Origin of the sequence: Mucilaginibacter sp. JRF, assembly GCF_015223065.1 — a bacterium.
Taxonomy (GTDB): domain Bacteria; phylum Bacteroidota; class Bacteroidia; order Sphingobacteriales; family Sphingobacteriaceae; genus Mucilaginibacter.
The window spans coordinates 1,119,087-1,139,791 of the sequence record NZ_JADFBY010000001.1 but is presented as its reverse complement, the minus strand read 5'-3'; the positions used below and the strand labels follow the sequence as shown (position 1 = coordinate 1,139,791).

At 42.0% G+C, this 20,705-nt stretch carries 20 protein-coding genes; 11 read left to right on the top strand and 9 right to left on the bottom strand.

What is annotated here, in order from left to right; translation table 11 throughout:
• Positions 1 to 185: 185 nt before the first annotated feature.
• The 4 genes from IM792_RS04700 (at position 186) to IM792_RS04685 (ending at position 4,963) form a co-directional block, all read left to right on the top strand.
• Positions 186 to 2,768: a phosphoenolpyruvate carboxylase gene (locus IM792_RS04700; protein WP_194100621.1), complete on the top strand. Its 2,583-nt coding sequence runs from the start codon at positions 186 to 188 to the stop codon at positions 2,766 to 2,768.
• Positions 2,769 to 2,941: 173 nt separating this feature from the next.
• A complete protein-coding gene (locus IM792_RS04695) occupies positions 2,942 to 3,385 on the top strand; it encodes a DUF4142 domain-containing protein (protein ID WP_194100620.1) in 444 nt (147 codons plus the stop codon).
• Between the two features lie 114 nt (positions 3,386 to 3,499).
• Complete coding sequence (locus tag IM792_RS04690; RefSeq protein WP_194100619.1) at positions 3,500 to 4,051, top strand: sugar O-acetyltransferase; 552 nt, start codon at positions 3,500 to 3,502, stop codon at positions 4,049 to 4,051.
• 18 nt (positions 4,052 to 4,069) lie between these two features.
• Entirely contained in the window at positions 4,070 to 4,963 is an 894-nt protein-coding gene (locus tag IM792_RS04685) for an SMP-30/gluconolactonase/LRE family protein (RefSeq protein ID WP_194100618.1), read from the top strand.
• Between the two features lie 5 nt (positions 4,964 to 4,968).
• On the opposite strand, the gene IM792_RS04680 is transcribed toward IM792_RS04685, so the two are convergent.
• On the bottom strand, positions 4,969 to 6,006 hold the full coding sequence (locus tag IM792_RS04680; RefSeq protein ID WP_194100617.1) for a LacI family DNA-binding transcriptional regulator: 1,038 nt from the start codon (positions 6,004 to 6,006) through the stop codon (positions 4,969 to 4,971).
• A 118-nt stretch (positions 6,007 to 6,124) separates the two neighbouring features.
• Between IM792_RS04680 and IM792_RS04675 the strand changes: the two genes are divergently transcribed.
• On the top strand, positions 6,125 to 7,612 hold the full coding sequence (locus tag IM792_RS04675) for an FGGY family carbohydrate kinase (protein WP_194100616.1): 1,488 nt from the start codon (positions 6,125 to 6,127) through the stop codon (positions 7,610 to 7,612).
• Between the two features lie 30 nt (positions 7,613 to 7,642).
• On the top strand, positions 7,643 to 8,971 hold the full coding sequence (xylA, locus tag IM792_RS04670) for a xylose isomerase (RefSeq protein WP_194100615.1): 1,329 nt from the start codon (positions 7,643 to 7,645) through the stop codon (positions 8,969 to 8,971).
• A gap of 62 nt (positions 8,972 to 9,033) precedes the next feature.
• Here the strand turns inward: xylA and IM792_RS04665 are convergent, their stop codons facing one another.
• The 3 genes from IM792_RS04665 to pdxH form a co-directional block, all read right to left on the bottom strand.
• Positions 9,034 to 10,158 carry an NADH-quinone oxidoreductase subunit D gene (locus IM792_RS04665; protein WP_255521446.1) on the bottom strand — a complete coding sequence of 375 codons (1,125 nt, stop codon included), beginning with the start codon at positions 10,156 to 10,158 and terminating at the stop codon, positions 9,034 to 9,036.
• A gap of 139 nt (positions 10,159 to 10,297) precedes the next feature.
• Positions 10,298 to 10,795: an NADH-quinone oxidoreductase subunit C gene (locus IM792_RS04660; RefSeq protein ID WP_194100808.1), complete on the bottom strand. Its 498-nt coding sequence runs from the start codon at positions 10,793 to 10,795 to the stop codon at positions 10,298 to 10,300.
• Positions 10,792 to 11,439 carry a pyridoxamine 5'-phosphate oxidase gene (gene pdxH, locus IM792_RS04655; RefSeq protein ID WP_194100614.1) on the bottom strand — a complete coding sequence of 216 codons (648 nt, stop codon included), beginning with the start codon at positions 11,437 to 11,439 and terminating at the stop codon, positions 10,792 to 10,794. Before pdxH ends, IM792_RS04660 begins: the two co-directional genes overlap by 4 nt.
• A gap of 108 nt (positions 11,440 to 11,547) precedes the next feature.
• Between pdxH and IM792_RS04650 the strand changes: the two genes are divergently transcribed.
• Positions 11,548 to 12,111, top strand: coding sequence for a YqgE/AlgH family protein (locus tag IM792_RS04650; protein WP_194100613.1), 564 nt, complete (start codon positions 11,548 to 11,550; stop codon positions 12,109 to 12,111).
• Between the two features lie 70 nt (positions 12,112 to 12,181).
• On the opposite strand, the gene purE is transcribed toward IM792_RS04650, so the two are convergent.
• Together purE and IM792_RS04640 are read right to left on the bottom strand one after the other, a co-directional pair.
• A complete protein-coding gene (gene purE, locus IM792_RS04645) occupies positions 12,182 to 12,706 on the bottom strand; it encodes a 5-(carboxyamino)imidazole ribonucleotide mutase (RefSeq protein ID WP_228084928.1) in 525 nt (174 codons plus the stop codon).
• A gap of 65 nt (positions 12,707 to 12,771) precedes the next feature.
• Positions 12,772 to 13,911 (bottom strand): 5-(carboxyamino)imidazole ribonucleotide synthase, encoded by a 1,140-nt coding sequence (locus IM792_RS04640; protein WP_194100612.1) that lies wholly within the window; start codon positions 13,909 to 13,911, stop codon positions 12,772 to 12,774.
• A gap of 279 nt (positions 13,912 to 14,190) precedes the next feature.
• On the opposite strand from IM792_RS04640, the gene IM792_RS04635 reads away from it, so the two are divergent.
• From IM792_RS04635 to IM792_RS04625, 3 genes are all read left to right on the top strand, one after another.
• On the top strand, positions 14,191 to 15,648 hold the full coding sequence (locus IM792_RS04635) for an NADP-dependent isocitrate dehydrogenase (RefSeq protein ID WP_194100611.1): 1,458 nt from the start codon (positions 14,191 to 14,193) through the stop codon (positions 15,646 to 15,648).
• A 152-nt stretch (positions 15,649 to 15,800) separates the two neighbouring features.
• Positions 15,801 to 16,943: a cystathionine gamma-synthase gene (locus tag IM792_RS04630; RefSeq protein ID WP_194100610.1), complete on the top strand. Its 1,143-nt coding sequence runs from the start codon at positions 15,801 to 15,803 to the stop codon at positions 16,941 to 16,943.
• A gap of 24 nt (positions 16,944 to 16,967) precedes the next feature.
• Positions 16,968 to 17,771 carry a TIGR02757 family protein gene (locus tag IM792_RS04625; protein ID WP_194100609.1) on the top strand — a complete coding sequence of 268 codons (804 nt, stop codon included), beginning with the start codon at positions 16,968 to 16,970 and terminating at the stop codon, positions 17,769 to 17,771.
• A gap of 274 nt (positions 17,772 to 18,045) precedes the next feature.
• Here IM792_RS04625 and IM792_RS04620 read toward each other — a convergent pair whose 3' ends face one another.
• Entirely contained in the window at positions 18,046 to 18,264 is a 219-nt protein-coding gene (locus IM792_RS04620; protein WP_194100608.1) for a hypothetical protein, read from the bottom strand.
• Between the two features lie 863 nt (positions 18,265 to 19,127).
• On the opposite strand from IM792_RS04620, the gene IM792_RS04615 reads away from it, so the two are divergent.
• Positions 19,128 to 19,610, top strand: a complete 483-nt coding sequence (locus IM792_RS04615) for a hypothetical protein (RefSeq protein ID WP_194100607.1) — start codon at positions 19,128 to 19,130, stop codon at positions 19,608 to 19,610.
• A gap of 63 nt (positions 19,611 to 19,673) precedes the next feature.
• Here the strand turns inward: IM792_RS04615 and IM792_RS04610 are convergent, their stop codons facing one another.
• Both IM792_RS04610 and msrA read right to left on the bottom strand, forming a co-directional pair.
• Positions 19,674 to 19,958, bottom strand: coding sequence for a pyrimidine/purine nucleoside phosphorylase (locus tag IM792_RS04610; RefSeq protein WP_194100606.1), 285 nt, complete (start codon positions 19,956 to 19,958; stop codon positions 19,674 to 19,676).
• A gap of 84 nt (positions 19,959 to 20,042) precedes the next feature.
• Positions 20,043 to 20,657, bottom strand: a complete 615-nt coding sequence (gene msrA / locus IM792_RS04605) for a peptide-methionine (S)-S-oxide reductase MsrA (RefSeq protein ID WP_194100605.1) — start codon at positions 20,655 to 20,657, stop codon at positions 20,043 to 20,045.
• Between the last annotated feature and the right edge of the window lie 48 nt (positions 20,658 to 20,705).

Sequence of the window (20,705 nt, the reverse complement as noted above, 5' to 3'; positions counted from 1 at the left end):
CGTGCAAATTTAAGTATTTTATTTATTGATACTATTTATACCATAATTATGTCTTTTTGATTGATGATTGACCATAAATATTCACAAACTGACCGTTTTTTGCCGAATTTATTTAAATTCACGCCGATAATGGTCGGCTGCAATACTGTACCGGCTTGTTTTGCCCCAAACTTTCAACAATAACTATGTCCGCATCGTTAAAATTAAGCCAAAGAGAAGCAACTTTTAATAATGAGGTTGTTGCCCGCTTTGAGTTATATAACAGTTTATTTCAAACACTTCCGTTTTACCAGGTAAAGGAGATCGGCATTTTGCTGCCGTTTTTTACTGCTCATTGTGAGGAAGGAGTAAACGAAGGCTTATCTCCCGAGGAGATCATCAATTCGTTTTTTAGCAAGAACGTGCCCGATATTGATCATGAGGAGCAGATCAACCGTATGTTCCGCCTGTTGCAGTATATAGAGCGCCAGGTTGTGCTTTTTGATGCCATTGAGGATTCTTCATTCGGTAAGATAGGTCGTGCTGCTGATGCAGGTACATTACAAAGTTTGTTACAGCAAGCTAACATCAGCGATCAGGCACGTAAGGATATCAGCGATAAGCTGAAGGAAATGTCGTTACGATTAGTGCTTACCGCACACCCAACTCAGTTTTATCCGGGTACGGTGCTTGGCATCATGACGGATTTAATTGAAGCTTTAAAACACAATGATATTAATACCATTGATGAATTATTGCAGCAATTAGGCAAAACGCCTTTCTTCAATAAAACATCGCCAACACCGGTTGATGAGGCTACCAGCCTGATCTGGTTCATGGAGAATATTTTTTACCATGCCTTATCAAATATCCAAACCACACTTGAGGATGAATTTGATATAGATATCGCCGCCAAAAACCAAATACTTGAATTGGGCTTTTGGCCGGGTGGCGACCGTGATGGTAACCCAAATGTGGTAACCGAAACCACACGTTCGGTAGTACGAATATTGAGGCAGGTGCTGTTCAGATGTTACTACCGCGATTACCGGGTTTTAAAACGCCGTATAACTTTCCGTGGGGTTGAAAAAAAGTTAGATAACCTGGAGAAGGTATTATATCAAAATGCCTTTAACCCGCAGCGTGACCCTCATGATGTGCAAGGTGAATTACTTGACCTGTTAAACTCAATACGTGATACCCTGATCAAAGATCACGACAGTCTGTTTTTAGATATTGTAGAGGGAATGATACGCAAGGTGCGCTTGTTCGGCTGTTACTTTGCTACGCTTGATATAAGGCAGGATAGCCGTGTGTTACGCAACGTATTTAAATATGGCAGCGAACAGATCAGCGAAACCGGCATCAAGCCTGAGTACTTTGATCTTGATGAAGCTAAAAAGTTAAAGAGCATCAAATTCAACGAGGCTGACTTTATTTGCCCTGATGATGCTGATGAACTAACAAAGGATACGCTGAATACTATCCGCCTGGTTAAAAAGATACAGCATAATAACGGCGAAAAGGCTTGTCAGCGTTTCATTATCAGTAACTGTCAGCAAGCATCAGATATTTTACAGCTGATAGACCTGTTTTTATGGAGCGGCTGGGAAAAAGATCACCTAACCATTGATTTTGTGCCGCTGTTTGAAACCGTTAACGATTTGAAACATGCCGCCGGTGTAATGGAGAAACTTTATACTCATCCATTCTACAAAGAGCAGCTTAAGCAGCGCGATAACTCACAAACCATTATGCTTGGTTTCTCTGACAGTACCAAGGATGGTGGTTACCTGATGGCCAACTGGTCGATCTACAAAGCTAAGGTTGAACTTACCGCTATGGCTCGTAAATACGGTATTGACCTATCATTCTTTGATGGCAGGGGCGGCCCACCGGCACGTGGTGGTGGTAAAACGCATCGTTTCTATTCATCAATGGGGCAGGAGATCGCTAACAAACATATACAGCTTACTATACAAGGTCAAACGGTTAGCTCACAATACGGCTCGGTTGAAACTGCAAGGTTCAATATGGAGCAATTGATACATGCGGGCATTGTATCGGCACTGCATCCTAATCAACACGATCTGCTGGATGCTAATCATAAAGCCCTAATAGGCGACATGGCCGATGAGAGCTATAAATTGTTTATGGAGTTACGTGAGCACCCGTTGTTTACCGAGTATCTTGAACAATTTAGTCCGATAAAACTTTTATCGCTGGTTAACATTAGCAGTCGCCCAACTAAACGTAATTCCGACTCAAAACTACGCCTTGAAGATCTGCGTGCCATTAGCTTTGTAACCGCCTGGAGCCAGTTAAAACAGAGTATACCTGGCTTTTACGGTGTAGGCACAGCTCTTAAAAAAATGAAGAATGAGGGCAAGTGGGAGCAGGTTAAAGAATTGTACAACGGCTCAGGGTTTTTCCGTACCATGCTGGATAACTGCATGATGTCTATGTCGAAATCAGATTTCAGGGTTACCGCGCATTTAGAGAAAGACGAAAAATTCGGCGATTTCTGGAAAATGCTGAAAGGCGAATTTGAACTAACCAAAAGTATGCTGCTTGACCTTACCGGCGCTGATGTTTTGATGGCCGATTATCCGGTTGAGCGCCGTTCAATAGCCATACGCGAAAAAATAGTTCTGCCGCTGGTGGTGATACAACATTACGCACTTAATCTGCTTAATAAAAATAACAATAGCGAGTTAACTGATGTGTATAATAAATTGGCTATCAGGACAGTGTATGGTATAGTTAACGCTGGGCGTAACCTGGCATAACATGTAAACTAATTGTCATGCTTTTGTAAACCGAAGTAGTGTAAAATTGTTATGTAATATTAATGCGTATACAATTTTACACTATGAGGAGAACGGTTGCCATCGGTTTATTAATATCAGCAGTAATAGGGTTTAGCGCGTGCAGAGATAAACGAAGGGCAAATAATTATAATATGCATGCAATGATTGATGGTGATGGCCTTGCGTTTTTACGTAAAGCAGCCGAATCGGGCATTGCAGAGGTTGAAGCATCAAACATTGCCAAATCAACATCTAAAAATCCACGAGTAGTAAAGTTCGCTACCATGCTTGCCGAACAGCAAGCGAATATGAGTGAGGATCTGAAAGCCTTGCAAACCCGAAACATGGTTTCAGGCAATGACACCATCAGCCTCGAAAAACAACAAGCCATTGCCGATTTGGCTAAAAATACCGGAGTTGATTTTGATCGTGCTTACATCAACATGGTAGTTAAAGATCACGAAGAAGCCGTTAAACTTTTTAGTAGCGGTGCAGATGCCAAGATATCATCGGTCAAAAAATTCGCTAAAAAATATCTGCCCGAAATAAAATCCCACCTTGATACAGCCAAACAAATAAGCGCCAGCTTAAAATAGGCCGAATCAATCCTTTACTTTCAATCAGTACAGAAAGAATATTCCGTATAAACTTTAACTAATATTCCTTTGGTTAAAGGGTAACTTATATATTAGGGCATTGAATATTCTACCATGAAAACCGAACTACAAAAGATGCTCGACGGCGAGTTATATGTTGCCGCAGATGAAGAACTAACCCAAATGCGACAGCATGCCAGGGAATTGCTGCATCAATACAACCAAATGATAGCATCGCCAATGGATGAAAAAACCGCGGTTTTAAAACAACTTTTCGGCAAATGCTCAACCATTGATATCCAGCCTCCATTTTTTTGCGATTATGGCAGCAATATTATAGCCGGTGATAACTTGTTCATGAACTTTAATTGTGTGGTGTTGGATTGTGCCTTAGTTACCATAGGCAACAATGTACAATTTGGGCCTTACGTTCAGGTATATACCGCAACCCATCCCTTGGTTGCTGCCGAACGCATTAAAGGTCCCGAATTAGCAAAGTCGATTACCATTGGCGATAATGTTTGGATAGGTGGCGGAGCTATTATTTGCCCGGGAGTGACTATTGGCGATAATACAACCATAGGCTCGGGGAGTGTAGTAACCAAGGATATACCTGCCAATGTTTTTGCCGCCGGAAACCCGTGCCGCGTTATCAAGAACCTTTAAATTATATCAATATATTTTATGAAAAGACGCATTACCTTATTGATTTGTGGCCTCGCTTTAGTTAGCCCGTTTATTAGCAAAGCGCAGCAAAAGCCGTTGTATGATACCACGCAGAAGCCAACATTAGTTTCGCGCCAATTTGAATTTACCGAAGGCCCTGCTACCGATAAAAACGGCGACGTATATTTTACCGATCAGCCTAACGATAAAATATGGAAATACAGCGCCGATGGTAAACTGACCGTGTTTATGGATAAAACCGGCCGTAGCAATGGCCTGTTCTTTGACAAAAAAGGCAGGCTGTTAGCCTGTGCCGACGAAAAGAACGAGCTATGGGTAATTGATAAAAAGGGCGGGCACGAAGTACTGCTATCAAACTTTAACGGCAAGCGGTTTAATGGCCCTAATGATGGCTGGGTGCTTCCTAACGGCGATATGTATTTTACCGACCCATACTATCAGCGCGATTACTGGCAACATAAGTCATCTGAATTGGATGGCGAAAAACTTTACTTCGTGAAAAAAGGCAGCAAACAAGCTGTTGTAGCTAACGATCAGTTTAAACAACCCAACGGTATTGTAGGTACCGCTGATGGTAAATTCCTGTACGTGGCAGACATCGGCGATAATAAAACTTACCGCTTCAATATTGAAAAGGATGGCACGCTTACCAACCGTGTGCTCATCATAAAACAAGGATCAGACGGTATGACATTGGATGGCCAGGGCAATGTTTATCTAACCGGTAAAGGCGTAACGGTATACAATCCGCAAGGCGAAAAGCTATATAATATTCCAATTCCCGAGCAATGGACGGGTAATGTTTGCTTCGCCGGAAAAAACAGGGATGTGCTGTTTATCACGGCGTCAAAAGGTATTTATACCTTGAAAATGAATGTAAAAGGTCAGTGACATTATTACTGGTAGGATCGCCTGGAGGTTGACGCGCGAATGATAAGCTTAGGCTTAACGCTAATGGTTCGCGGCACCACAGGCGATTCTTTATTTTCCGACTCCTGGAAATATAAGTTGGCTATGGTTTTACCCATGTAATGGCTAAACTGATCAATAGTAGTTATTGAAGGGCTGGTTAGTTCGGTAAACGGTTCGTTAGAGTAACCCAAAATCCCAAGCTCTGATGGTACTTTAATACCCATTGAAGTAGCAACCTCTAATACCCCTAAAGCAGAGAAATCCGATGTTGATGCAAATATCGCATCTGGTGGTTCAGCAAGGCTTAACAGTTTACGTGTAGCATCGGCACCTAACTCTTTTGTCCAGGCATTTTCAATGATCAGTTCATCAATTACCGGCAGATTGTGCAACTTTAATGCTTCAAGATAGCCTTGCTTACGCTGCCTGAATATATCGAGATTTTGAGGACCTTCGAGCAAGGCAATACGTTTGTAACCCTGTTCGATCATATGGGTGATACCTTCTAACGATGCCTGGTGATTATCATTCAGTACCTTAAGTGTTTCCAATTCATCAGCCACACGGTCAAACTGTATCAGCTTTATACCATGATCTATTACATTTTGTAGATGCGAATAATCATTACCCTCAGCAGCTACAGATATTACTATACAATCAACATGCTGATTGATAAGCGCATTAATTGATTTTACTTCCTTTTCATGCGATTCGTTGGACTGGCAGATGATGAGGTTATAATCTTTACTATAAGTAGTTTCTTCAATACCGGCAATTACGTTCGAGAATATATTTTGGTTGATGCGTGGTACAACTATACCAATTGTTTTTGATTCGCCTTTGCGCAGGTTAGAGGCAAGTATATTTCGCTTATAATTCAGCTCGGCGGCGGTTTTTAAAACCAGCTTTTTGGTTTCCTCATTTACATGGCTGCTATTATTAAGCGCACGCGATACTGACGATGCGGTAATGTTAAGCTTTTCGGCAATATCGTATATAGTTGTTCTCTTTTTTGGTTTCATGGTTGTGCTAAAAGTAATGAATAAAATTATGTGCAATCGATTGCATTTATAAAAAATTAATTTAAATTCGTTGCTAAATAACCAGATTAACCAAAACCAATTAATAAACCAAGCCAAAATGCTGCTATTAGGTATTGATATAGGCACGTCATCCATTAAAGTTTGTATTGTAGATGCTGATACACAGGCAGTGATAACCGCTGCGCAATATCCTGATGAGGAGTCGCCCATAAAATCGGTAAAACCCGGCTGGGCAGAGCAGGACACTGCCATGTGGTGGGAGCATGTAAAACTGGCATTAGCCAGGTGCCATGCCACAGGCAAGTATGATTCACAACAGATAGCCGCCATAGGTATTGCTTACCAAATGCACGGTTTGGTTTTGGTAGATAAAGATCAGAACGTACTGCGTGACAGTATTATATGGTGCGATAGCCGTGCTGTTAAAATTGGGGACGATGCCTTTGAAAGTATTGGTGCCGATGTTTGCCTAAGCAATATGCTTAACTCTCCCGGCAACTTCACGGCATCAAAGCTGGCTTGGGTAAAACAAAATGAACCTGATGTTTACAGCAAGATAGATAAGATCATGCTACCGGGCGATTATATCGCCATGAAGCTGACTGGTGAAGTGAGTACCTCAATCTCCGCATTATCAGAAGGTATATTCTGGGATTTTAAGAATGATCAATTATCACAAAAGGTAAAGGAATACTTTGGCTTTGATGATGATCTGTTTCCACCGGTACATCCATTATTTTCTTCGCATGGTTCGGTAACTGAACACATAGCCCAGGAACTAAATATTCCGGCCGGTATTCAGGTAGCTTATAAATCAGGCGATCAGCCTAATAATGCTTTATCACTTAACGTACTTAATCCCGGCGAAGTAGCCGCCACTGCCGGTACCTCTGGCGTAATATATGGCGTTACTGATAGCCTGGAATACGATCAGCAATCGCGTGTAAATGCCTTTGCGCATGTAAATTACACCGATGACTTGAAGCGATTAGGCATTTTGCTTTGCATTAACGGTACGGGCAGTATGTATAGTTGGGCTAAAAAAATGTTTGGCCAAACGTTGAGCTATCCTCAAATGAATGCCGAAGCCGAACAGATTGCCGAAGGTAGCGACGGGTTACGAATATTACCTTTTGGTAATGGCGCTGAACGTATGCTTACCAATAAACTTGTGGGTGCTCAGTTTGATAATATCGATCTGAATATTCATACCCGCGGGCATATATTTCGTGCGGTACAGGAGGGGATCGCCTGTTCATTCCGTTACGGATTGGATATTATGCGCGGCAACGGCATGAACCCTACGGTGATCCGTGCAGGTAAAAACAACCTGTTCTTGAGCGATCTGTTTACCCAAATATTTGTGAATGTAACCGGCGTACCTGTTGAGCTATACAGTAATGATGGCAGCGCGGGTGCCGCTTTAGGTGCAGGTATTGGCGCGGGCATATTTAAATCACCTGCTGAAGCCTTTACCAATATGCAGGTATTGAAGCGTGTTGAACCACAGCCCGATCACAATATGGAGGAAATCTATAATGAATGGAAACAATTGTTAGACAGACAACTTACAGCAACCAACTAAACAGAAAATCTAATATAAAACACAATATTTATGAGCATAGTAACAGGTAATACCGAGTTTTTTAAAGGCATTGGCCAGGTAAAATTTGAGGGACTTGAATCAGATAATCCATTAGCATTCAGGTGGTATGATGCTGAGCGCGTTGTGGCCGGCAAAACTATGAAAGAGCATTTACGTTTCGCTTGTGCTTACTGGCATTCATTCTGTGGTAACGGTGGCGATCCGTTTGGTGGTGCTACGCATGTTTTCCCCTGGGATGAAAAAGCTGACGCTGTTGAACGCGCTAAAGACAAAATGGATGCGGCATTTGAGTTCATCACTAAAATGAACTTGCCTTACTATTGTTTTCATGATGTTGACGTGGTTGACTATACCAATGATGTGAACGAGAATGATCGTCGCTTACAAGCACTCGTTGATTATGCCAAACAAAAACAAGCCGAAAGTGGCGTAAAATTACTTTGGGGTACAGCTAACCTGTTCAGCCATAAACGTTATATGAATGGCGCTTCAACCAATCCTGATTTTCATGTGTTGGCTCATGGTGCAGCACAGGTTAAGGCAGCTTTAGATGCTACTATTGCATTAGGTGGTGAGAATTACGTTTTTTGGGGTGGGCGTGAAGGTTACATGACCTTGCTTAACACTGATATGAAACGTGAGCAGGAGCATTTCGCACGCTTTTTACATACTGCTAAGGATTATGCCCGCAAACAAGGCTTTAAAGGTACATTCTTTATCGAACCAAAACCATGTGAGCCAACCAAGCACCAATATGATTATGATGCGGCTACAGTATTAGGCTTTTTACAGAAATACGATCTGTTAAACGATTTCAAACTAAACCTTGAGGTTAACCACGCTACTTTAGCCGGCCATACATTCCAGCATGAATTGCAAGTTGCTGTTGATTCGGGTTTATTAGGTTCAATTGATGCTAACCGCGGTGATTACCAGAATGGTTGGGATACCGATCAATTCCCGAATGATATTAATGAACTAACCGAAGCCATGCTGATCATACTTGAAGGAGGTGGTTTCCAGGGCGGTGGTATTAATTTTGATGCCAAGATACGCCGTAACTCAACTGATCCGGCTGATCTGTTCTACGCACACGTTGGCGGTATGGACATATTCGCCCGCGCACTGATCACAGCTGACAACATCCTGCAAAAATCAGACTATAAAAAAATACGTGAGGAGCGTTATGCCTCATTTGATAGCGGTAAAGGTAAAGAGTACGAAGAAGGCAAATTATCGTTAGAAGAATTGAGGAACTACGCCGCCGAAAACGGCGAGCCACAGGTGATCAGCGGAAAACAGGAATACCTGGAAAACCTGATAAACCGCTACATATAACGAGTTTTTTGAGTGTGTTATAATGGCCCTGTGTAGTTTATCTGTACAGGGCTTTTTTACATCTAACGGTCAACCTCACCCAACACAAAGTCGATAGAACCAATAATGGCTATCAGGTCGGCGATCATCACGCCTTTGGAAATTTCGGGTAGTACAGACAAATTGTTAAAGCTCGGTCCGCGCGATTTGGCACGGAAGGGTATCTCTGATTTCCCATCAGCAATAAAATAAAAACCGAGTTCGCCTTTAGCCCCTTCGCCACGTATGTAGTAATCTTGAGCTTTAGGCGTGATCTTACGAGGAAGCTTAGCCCGCGGATCAAAATCAGGGGTACGTTTTAGTTCTTTTTGCAAGCGTTCGAGGCACTGCTCAACAATTTTTACTGATTCGGCTATTTCGTCAACACGTACTTTGTATCTGTCCCAGCAATCGCCAAGTGTACCCATTTCGCCTTTGCCAACCGGGATATCAAAATCAAGTTCAGGATATGCGGAGTAATTATCAATACGGCGCAAATCCCACTTTAAACCTGAACCACGCAACATAGGACCCGAGCAACCATAGTTAATGGCCACATCCATTGGCAATACACCTACGTTGGCGGTGCGTTCAATAAATACTTGGTTATCGGTAAGCAATTGATTAAGCTCGACCATCTTGGGCTTAAAGTACTCTACAAACTCCTTGCAGCGTTCCTCAAAACCAACCGGCAGATCATAAAATAAACCACCTATCCAGATATAGTTGTAAAGCATCCGGGAGCCTGATGCCCATTCCAACAACCCCATAATATGTTCACGATCACGGAAACACCAGAGAAAAGGAGTGAAGGCACCAATATCAATGCCGTAAGTACCAATAGCTATCAGGTGCGAGGCGATACGGTTAAGTTCGCACATCAGCACCCTGATATATTCAATACGCTTAGGTATATCCTTATCAATACCCATCATGCGCTCAACACCCATCACCCAAACATGGCTGTTGTTCATGGATGCCAGGTAGTCCATACGGTCAGTAAACGGTATAGTTTGCTGATATGTAAGGCTTTCCGCATGTTTCTCAAAGCAACGATGCAGATAACCCAAATGGGGGATCACCTCCTTAACAATCTCGCCGTCAGTTATCAACTCCAACCGCAAAACGCCATGCGTTGACGGGTGCTGCGGCCCCATGTTCAGCACCATATCCTCGGTAGCAGCGTCGGCTATTTTTTCGTTGTAACGTTGAAGTGCTTGTTCGTATTTAGAATTTACTGTGATCAAAGTTCTAATTATATCAGTTGATAATATTTAAAATCTTATTCCCCTTTAGGGGTTAGGGGCATCAATCAATCTTTATCCCCTTATAATACTCAGCCGTTTTATAATCCTTTCTTAGCGGGTAACCCTCCCAATCGTCGGGCAATAGTATCCTCCTCAGATCGGGGTGGCCTTCAAAATAGATGCCCAGCATATCATAGGCTTCTCGTTCGTGCCAGTCGGCTGTGCGATATATGGTAGATACGGTTTTGAAAGTTGGTAGTTCTTCGCTGTTTCTATCGTGCTCAACACTCACCTTAAGGGTAAGCTGCAAACGATAGGGGATTGATGCCAGGTGATACACCACACCAAAACGACCGGCATCCACGCCATAATCAACACCACTTAAGTTCGACAGAAAATCAAAGTAGGTTTTGGGATTATCGCGCAGTTCACGGCAAACATCAACTATGCTATCAGGAGCGATCAATAATGCTGGTTGCATGCCTGAACGTTCTTCGCCGGTAATAACATCGTCACCAAATTTGGCTACCAATAATTCCTTTATGTCATCAAACGTCATGGTGCCAAACGTACTTTTTTCCACGTTTTTTTATCGGTCTTTTTATATACGATGCGGTCATGCAGACGACTGCGGCGTCCCTGCCAAAACTCGATCAGCGTTGGCTTTAACACATAACCACCCCAGTGCGATGGTTTCGGCACTTCTTTGCTTTCGTACTCAGCCTCTAATTGCTGCATTTTGCTTTCAAGTATTTCACGACCTGTAATTTCCTGGCTTTGCGGAGATGCTACGGCGCCAATCTGGCTTGCTTTAGGGCGTGAATGAAAATATTGTTCAGATTCACCCTTACCCAACTTTTCAATAGTACCCTCAATACGAATTTGTCGTTCAAGCGGTCCCCAAAAAAACACCAGCGTAGCCAGTGGATTTTTAGCCATTTCACGACCTTTACGGCTCAGGTAGTTGGTGTAAAACTTAAAACCATCAACATTATAGCCTTTTAATAAAACTATGCGTGCCGATGGTCGTCCATCACTTGTGGCGGTTGCCAGGGTCATGGCATTGGGCTCGTACATTTCGGCAGCAAGGGCTTCATTAAACCATTTGTCGAACTGTTTTATCGGGTCATCATTAGTGCTATCTTCGTTTAAAGTGGCAGCACTATATTCCTGACGTAAATTTTGTATCCTTTCGTTATCCATCAATGCAAACTTACAAATTAATTATACCGTACATATTGTTATAGTGTAATTTAGTGTGCGAACATAAATTTCCGATTATTGTTAAACAGTTAAGTAAATGTAAACCTTATGCTTAATACGATATCAGCAGCGGCAGGGCGATTACTAATATCCGAGCCCTTTATGATGGACCCGAACTTTAAACGTTCGGTAATACTGCTCACTGAGTATTCAGAGGAGGGAGCTGTAGGCTTTGTACTTAATCACCAAACCGATATGTTGCTTGGCGATATATTACCCGAAGTATCATACTCCGATCTGCCGGTTTACGAGGGAGGCCCAGTGGCTAAAAATACGCTGCATTTTATACATCGTTGTCCGCAAAAAATATCAGGCGGTATCGAGATATGGGATAATATGTTTTGGGGTGGTGATTTTGAGGAAGTGAAACAACTGATAAACGGTTATCAGTTAGATGAGAGCGAGATAAAATTCTTTGCAGGCTATTCGGGATGGACGCAGGGACAATTGGATGATGAACTGAAAGAAGATACGTGGATAGTAGCCAACCGCCTAAACGCCGACCTGATATTTGCAAACAGCGAACAAAATTTATGGCGAGAGGTAGTGATCAGCCTGGGGAGCCGATACGCGCATATCGCTAATTTTCCGGAAAATCCGTCGTTGAATTGACCCCACCCAACCCTCCCCAAGAGGGGAGGGCTTTAAGAAGTCTTCCCTCTCGGGGAAGATTCAGAAGGGGTTAATTCCCCTCCATCTCCCTTGCTGATTCTTCTACTTTTTTAGCTAATTCCTGTTTGTAAGCTATCAGATTGTTAGTCACAGTTTCGTTTGCTGTACCGATGATCTGGGCGGCTAATAAGCCTGCGTTTTTGGCTGCATTAAGCGCTACAGTAGCTACAGGTATACCATTCGGCATTTGCAGGATAGACAGGATAGAATCCCATCCATCAATAGAGTTACTTGATTTTACCGGAACACCAATTACCGGCAAATGCGTTAACGAGGCTACCATACCCGGCAAATGCGCGGCACCACCTGCACCGGCAATAATTACTTTGATACCACGGCCGGCTGCTTCTTTAGCATAGCTGAACATACGGTCGGGTGTGCGGTGCGCCGATACAACGGTGATCTCGTAAGCTACACCTAATTCCTTTAAAACGTCGGCAGCATCCTGCATCACTACAAGATCTGATTTGCTGCCCATTATTATTGCTATTTGGGGATTCATTTTTGGGTCGATGGTCCATAGTCGATGGTCCATAGCTTTGTTTAAGTTATTAATATTACGTTTATGGACTATCGACTATCATCCATGGACTAAACAAATCAACTAACTACTTTAAGCGTTTTCTGCACGTATCGTGCTTTCTCTATCGCTTTCTCACGGTCAGCGTCAACAATAGTAACGTGCCCCATTTTGCGAAATGGTTTTGTTAATGCCTTGCCATAAAGGTGGATGTATACTCCGGGGCATTTCAGTACCTTTTCGATACCTTGATAAACTGCCGGACCTTCGTGGCCAGCTTCGCCTAATACGTTGATCATGATGGCATTATTCAAACAAGCAGTATCGCCAAGGGGCTGATTGAAGATGGCGCGCAAATGCTGCTCAAACTGCGATACGGTATTACCCTCAATACTTTGATGCCCGCTGTTATGAGGGCGCGGAGCGAGCTCGTTAACCAGTATCTTACCATTCTTATCTAAAAACATTTCTACCGCTAATAAACCGACTATTTTCAGATCGTCGGCTATCTTTTTAGCTATCTTTTCGGCTTCCTGTTGTACCTCAAATGGTAGGGTAGATGGGGCTATTAAAAACTCCACCAGGTTAGCTTGCGGATTAAATTCCATCTCCACCATCGGGAAGGTTTTGATCTCGCCGCTTTCGTTACGGGCAACTATAACAGCTATTTCCTTTTCAAAGTCAACCCAACGTTCTACAAGGCTTGGCTCAGTAAAAGCACCGGACAGATCGTCCTCACTTACTACCTTATATACGCCTTTGCCATCGTAACCATCCTTACGTAGTTTTTGAATGTACGGGAATGGGATAACGCTGTTTTTTAATTGTTCGGGCGTAGAAATGATCTGGAACTCCGCGGTAGGAATGTCGTTCTCCTTAAAAAACTGTTTTTGCAATCCTTTATCCTGAATCAGCCTGATCACACGCGATTGCGGGTAAACCTGTACGCCTTCGCGTTCCAGTTGCTCAAGGGCATCAACGTTCACCTTTTCAATTTCGATGGTTAAAAGGTCAACCTTTTTACCAAAATTATAAACGGTAGCGTAGTCGCTTAGCGAACCTACCGTAAATTCTTCACAAAGCTTGCGGCATGGCGCCTCACGGTCTGGGTCGAGTACCTTAACCGTAACATTGTAGTTTATAGCTTGTTGTATAAGCATGCGCCCAAGCTGGCCGCCGCCTAATATTCCTAATTTTAAATCGCCGTAAAATGCTTTCATTATCAAAATGCAAATTAAAGCATTTTAGTTTAGCTATTAGGCATCTGTTTTATATATTGCGGTTCCATTCTTATTGTAACAATTGGAACATATTTGTTACAACACTAAAATATTTGGATTTACAGGCCAAACATATCATTATCTGATACTTTCTTAACATTTTCTTATCAAAACCTTATACTAATTTGACCGTTCGGCCTTCAATCCGAGGCTTAAAAAGCCTATATTTGCAGCAATTTTCCAACCTTAATTGTTTCAATTAAACAAAATAAATAGTCAATGAATACAAAAATAGCAGTAGCCAATGGTGACGGTATCGGTCCGGAGATAATGGACGCCGTATTAAAAATTTTTAACGCGGCAAATGTTCAGTTAGAATATGAATTTGTTGAAATGGGCAAATCATATTTTGATGCAGGACACTCAACCGGCATGACCGAGCAGGCTAAAGCTACTATTGAAAACCTGGGTATTTTATTTAAAGGCCCCATGGAAACCCCAAAAGGCAAAGGTGTTAAAAGTATAAATGTTACCGCCCGTAAAGTATGGAACACTTATGCTAATCAACGCGATTTCCGTACGTTGAATGGTGTTGATACCGTTTTCTCAAAAGCAGGTATGAATATTAATATCACCATCATCCGCGAAAATATTGAGGATACCTATGGCGGTATCGAGCATATGCTTACCAATGATGTTGCTGTTGGTCGTCGTATAATCACCCGTCCGGGTTCAGCACAGGTTATACGTTATGCCTTTGAAATGGCTAAACGTAAAGGCCTTAAAAAACTGGCTTGTGGCCACAAAGCCAACATCATGAAGCTTACTGACGGCATGTTCCTTGAAACATTTTATCAGATAGCTAAAGATTACCCGGAGATCGAAGTGTCAGACATTATTGTTGACGATCTATGTATGAAGCTGGTATCCCGTCCGGAAATATTTGAATCAATCGTATTAACCAACCTGCAAGGCGATATCGTGTCAGATCTTTGTGCCGGTTTGGTAGGCGGTTTAGGCTTTGCGCCATCAGCTAACATTGGCGATAACATTTCAATTTTCGAGGCTGTACACGGTACCGCGCCTGATATTGCCGGTCGTGGTATTGCTAACCCTACCGCCTTATTGCTTTCAGGTATATCAATGCTGCGTTTCCTGGGTTTAACCGAACATGCTGCCACTATTGAAAACTCATTGCTTTACACGCTTGAGCAAGGTGTACATACCGGCGATTTTGGCGACCGCTCAACACAATCAGTAAATACACAAGGTTTTGCTGATGCCATTATAGCTAACTTAGGTCAGGTACCTGCAAACGGTAGCGTAGTAGCTCAACCTAATTTTGAAACCCGTAAACCGGTTAGTCGCCCCGAGAAAAATAAGATAACCGATACCGCGCCAAACATCACCAAGGAAATTCAAGGTGTTGACGTATTTGTTGAAACTGCTTTACAGCCAGCCGAGATAGCTGAGATAGCCAAATCAAAATTGAATGATAAATTCAAATTGGTAATGATATCAAATCGTGGTACACAGGTTTGGCCTACGGGTTCAATATTTACTGAGTTGGTTAACCAATCGCGTATCCGTTACGAAAAAACTGATGGTACTACATTAACAGCTCGTGATGTATTTGCCATTGCTGCCGAATTATCTGACAGCATTAAAGTTTGTTCAACAGAGATGTTGAGTGTGTTTGACGGCAAACCGGGTTACTCATTAGCACAAGGACAGTAATTTAAATATCATATAAGAAAATGCCGGCTAACCACCGGCATTTTTTGTTTAGGTAATAATTCAGTTTTATTACTTTTAAATCCCGTATCGGTCAGCATTTATGTAAAATGTATTTGTTGATGATACGTTATAAATACATCAGATAAAACAATATGAAATTCGCGACCAAAGCAATACATGCAGGGCAAGAGCCCGACCCAACAACCGGCGCCATCATGACGCCTATATATCAAACATCAACTTACTGGCAGGCTTCGCCGGGTGATAATAAAGGTTTTGAATATTCGCGCGGTACCAACCCAACCCGTAAAGCGCTTGAAGATTGTTTGGCCGCTTTAGAGAATGCCAAATATGGCTTAGCTTTTTCAAGCGGTATGGGCGCTACCGATGCCGTAATGAAGTTGTTGCAACCGGGTGATGAAGTAATTACAGGTGATGATCTATACGGTGGATCATACCGTATATTCACCAAGATATTTGCTAATTATGGCATCAAGTTCCATTTTATCAGCTTTGCTGATCCGGAAAATATACGCAAGTATGTTAACGAGAACACCAAACTGATATGGGTTGAAACGCCAACTAACCCAACCATGCAGATAGTGGATATTGAGGCTGTTGGCAAAATAGCTAATGAGAATAATGTAAAGCTGGTGGTGGATAACACCTTTGCTTCGCCATACTTGCAAAACCCTATTGATCTGGGTGCTGATATTGTGATGCACTCGGTAACCAAATACATCGGCGGCCACTCGGATGTAGTAATGGGCGCATTGATGCTGAATGATGAGGAACTGTATAAAAAACTTTGGTTCATTTACAATGCCTGTGGTGCTACACCGGGCCCTATGGATAGCTTTTTAGTATTACGTGGTATAAAAACATTGCACCTGCGCATGAAGGCTCATTGCGAAAACGGCCGTAAAGTGGCAGAATTCTTAAAGGATCATCCTAAAGTGGGTAAAATATACTGGCCTGGCTTTGAAGATGCTCCCGGTCATGCAGTAGCTAAAAAACAAATGCGTGACTTTGGCGGCATGATATCTATCACCCTAAAAGATGCCACGCTGGAAGATACCTTTAAGATCGCATCGTCATTCAAAGTATTTTCGTTAGCTGAATCATTGGGTGGTGTTGAATCGTTAATAAACCACCCGGCTACCATGACGCATGGCTCTATACCCAAAGAGGTACGCGAAAAAGTAGGCGTGGTTGACAGCCTGTTGCGCCTAAGCGTAGGGGTAGAGGATATTGATGATCTGCTGGAGGATTTGAAGCAAGCACTAAACCCCTAACCCCTAAAGGGGAACTTAGAATTTATGTTCAAAAGTAAATTTCAAGAACTCCCCCTTCAGGGGAAAGGGGGGCTAAAAGTATTTCTCGATTCAAAGGTCGCCCAGTATAATCGTCCTGAATTTATTACAGCTGACCCGGTTAGTATACCACATATGTTCAGCAAAAAGCAGGATATTGAGATAATGGGCTTTTGGGCAGCAACGTTAGCATGGGGGCAAAGGGTTACTATCATTAAAAAATGTAAGGAATTGATCAGCCTGATGGATGGGGCGCCGTATGATTTTATCATAAATCATGAGGAACCTGACCTGAAAAAGCTACTTAATTTTAAGCATCGTACATTTAATGATATAGATACGCTGTACTTTATCGCTTTTTTCAGGCAACATTACGAGCGCTTTGATTCGTTAGAGGATGCATTTGTGCCGGCCCATTCAACCGATTGGAATGCCGAGAAGGCTTTAAATTATTTCAGAGCATACTTTTTTTCACTGCCTGATCATCCGCATCGCACTAAAAAGCATGTATCATCCCCATCGCAAAAATCGACCTGTAAACGGTTGAATATGTTTTTGCGCTGGATGGTTAGAAAAGATAATTGCGGTGTTGATTTTGGCATTTGGGACAGAATTAAACCAGCTGATCTGATCTGTCCATGCGATCTGCATGTTGATCGTGTGGCTCGTAAGTTATTACTGATCAATCGTAAACAAACCGACTGGCAAACAGCTGTCGAACTAACAGAACATTTAAAAGCATTTGACCCAACTGATCCGGTAAAATATGATTTCGCTTTGTTTGGTTTAGGGATAGAGGAGAAGTTTTAAGCGGCAATATCAATATTTAAAGTATTAACCCTGCCATGAAAGCTTGCTTAAAACGCAATAAATAATAATTTATTGCATTAACCTATTGTAAATATTATATGTAATATGCATATTTACAGCGTAATCCAATCGCAAACCTAATAATAAAGGCACATCTTCTATGTGTCTTTTATTTTCCCGAGTAGCTAAATCGTTCTAAGTGTTTAAAACGGCATAAAATAAAAAATGCCCGTAAAACATTACGGGCATTTGTGGGTGTTGTTAGAAATAAATATTATTCCCAGCCAGTACCTTTTTTGGCTGCACCATTTTTAATGTGCTCTTCAGCCTTAGCCTTACCAAGTATTGCAGCAAGCTTGTTGCCGTCTTTATCTTTACCAGTCGCAATATAACGACCAGCTTTTACGTCGATTACCGGATCAATGATAGGAACGTTTTTGGTTTTGGTTTTTACTGAATAGGCTGTGATTGCGCCTTCGCTTTTTGTTGCCATAACTAGATTTTAAATTGTTTTACTAAGTAAATGTCTATACTGACGTTATTTGTTAAAAGCAAACATAAACCTTTGTATCAAACAAAAGAATAGTTGAACACATTTTTGTCATCTTTTTTATGAACAAAAGGTCATTTTTAACAAATTTTAGCCCTTTTTAATTAATGTGTACATACCCGATATAGCTATTTGTAGTAAAAAGCGATGACTGCTTACTTGCAGACACCGCTTCACAATATAACTAAATGAGGTTACTCATTATTTCTGAGGTGACATTCCACCACCTGTGCCCGTGCCTGTTGGCGACGTTGTTGGACTTGTAGTTGGTGCCGTTGGGCTGGTTGTAGGAGGAGGTGTAGTCGGACTTGTAGGACTTGTGGTCGGCGAAGTCGGACTGGTTGTTGGTGGAGGTGTAGATGGGCTTGACGGACTGGTCGGCGGCGGCGTAGTATTTGGCGTCGTTGTCGGTGCAGTCGGGTTAGCCGGATTTACGGGGTTAGTGGTCGGGCTGGTTGAACCAGGGCTCGATGTTTTAGCCGTATCAGTAGCTCCACCTGAACTTTTCTTTTTAGCAGGAACAGTATCCTGTTGTGTTTGATCAACTTGATAATATGCTATTGGTGTACGGTTGATATTATTGTTCTGATCTGTCGTAACTTTTGCATAGCCAAACGCACATGTGGCGCTCACTGCTAATGCTATCAAACTTACTCTTTTCATAATATTATTTCCTTTTAGTTATTTGTATTAATCAATACTATAACCATGCCAAACATCTAACATACGTCAAATTATAGTTGATCAACAAAATGAACAAATTGCGGTACTTGATTGTATGAGTAGAGTATTTAACCACGAATAACATGAATATCAAATCGCTCCATATTTTAGCTATAGCTGCTATGTTTGCAGCATGTAATTCCAACCCGAATACTAAAACGGCAGACAGTATTGCAGCCGATAGCTCTGCTAATGATACTACAGCGCAAACCACTGCCGCACCCGGCCAGGCCTGTTTTTTACTTACCGAAGGCACCCAAAAGCAGGATAGCACTAAAATTCACCTGACCATAGAGGGTAGTGAGGTAACCGGCGATATGCAATGGCTCCCAAAAGAAAAAGATGCCCGTAAAGGAACTTTAGAAGGTACCCAGGAGGGTAACATAATTAAAGCCGTATGGACTTTTAACCAGGAAGGTACCAAAGATACTATGGCTGTTGAATTTAACTTTCCGGGAGATAAGCTGATGCAGAAACCTTATAAGGTAAACCCAAAAGATGGCCGCCAATTTACTGACGCTAAAGCAGATTATACAATTGTATATGATAAGGTCAATTGCGAATAATATCAGATACAATAATCATAACAACAAAAACGCCGTTTCGTATTCAGAAACGGCATTTTTTATTTATCGGTATTTACATAAATAGGATACCTGCTGATCGGCCTTGACCTTGAATTGCTTATTAGCCTCTATCTCGAACGATTGGCCGTTTGTGTAAGCCAACCAGGTTTCACTATCGCCGGGTAGCAGGGCATGCAATGTGCCTTCTAATACTATCATGGTTTCGTGTTGCGACGTACCGAACTCATATTCGCCGGGTTCAATAACACCGATAGTTGATTTGCCTTCGGCAGATGTATAGGCCAGCGATTTTACCGCGCCCTCAAAATATTCATTAACGTTTATCATATCATTACATATAAATGAAACTCAATATGTAAATTATATATGATATATAGCGCAAAAGTGTTGCAAAAGGGGACAGACTGGCCTTTATTGCTTCAGCTTTTCTTTGAATATCTTTTCCAGCTTATCCATTTTAGGTTTAATAACTATACGACAGTATGGTTTTGAGCCATTCAGCTTGTAATAGTTTTGATGATAATCCTCAGCCTTATAAAAGTTTTTAAGCGCAGCTATCTGAGTGACTACCGGTTTGCCAAAAGCGTTTTGGTCGTTAAGTTCCTTTTTGTATTTCTCGGCTAAGGCTTTCTGATCAGCATTGCTGTAAAATATTACCGAACGATATTGTGTACCAACATCAGCGCCCTGGCGGTTGAGGGTAGTAGCATCGTGCATTTTCCAGAATACCTCAAGCAGATCTTTATAACTGATCACAGCCGGATCATAAGTAACCTGTATCACCTCGGCATGGCCGGTTTGTCCTGAACCTACATCCTCATAAGTAGGGTTAGCTACCGTACCGCCAGAATAGCCTGACTCTACCTTTTTTACCCCCTTCAGCTGCTGAAATATAGCTTCGGTACACCAAAAGCATCCCATGCCAAAGGTAGCTTTTTCGGTAGCGGTTTTTGGTTTGGCTTGGGTATTTACAGTGGCTATCATAAGTATGATCACCATTAAGGTATTTGCTATTAACTTCTTCATCACAATAAAATGTTTATACTCATTTACGGTGTACAAGATACTTTAGTT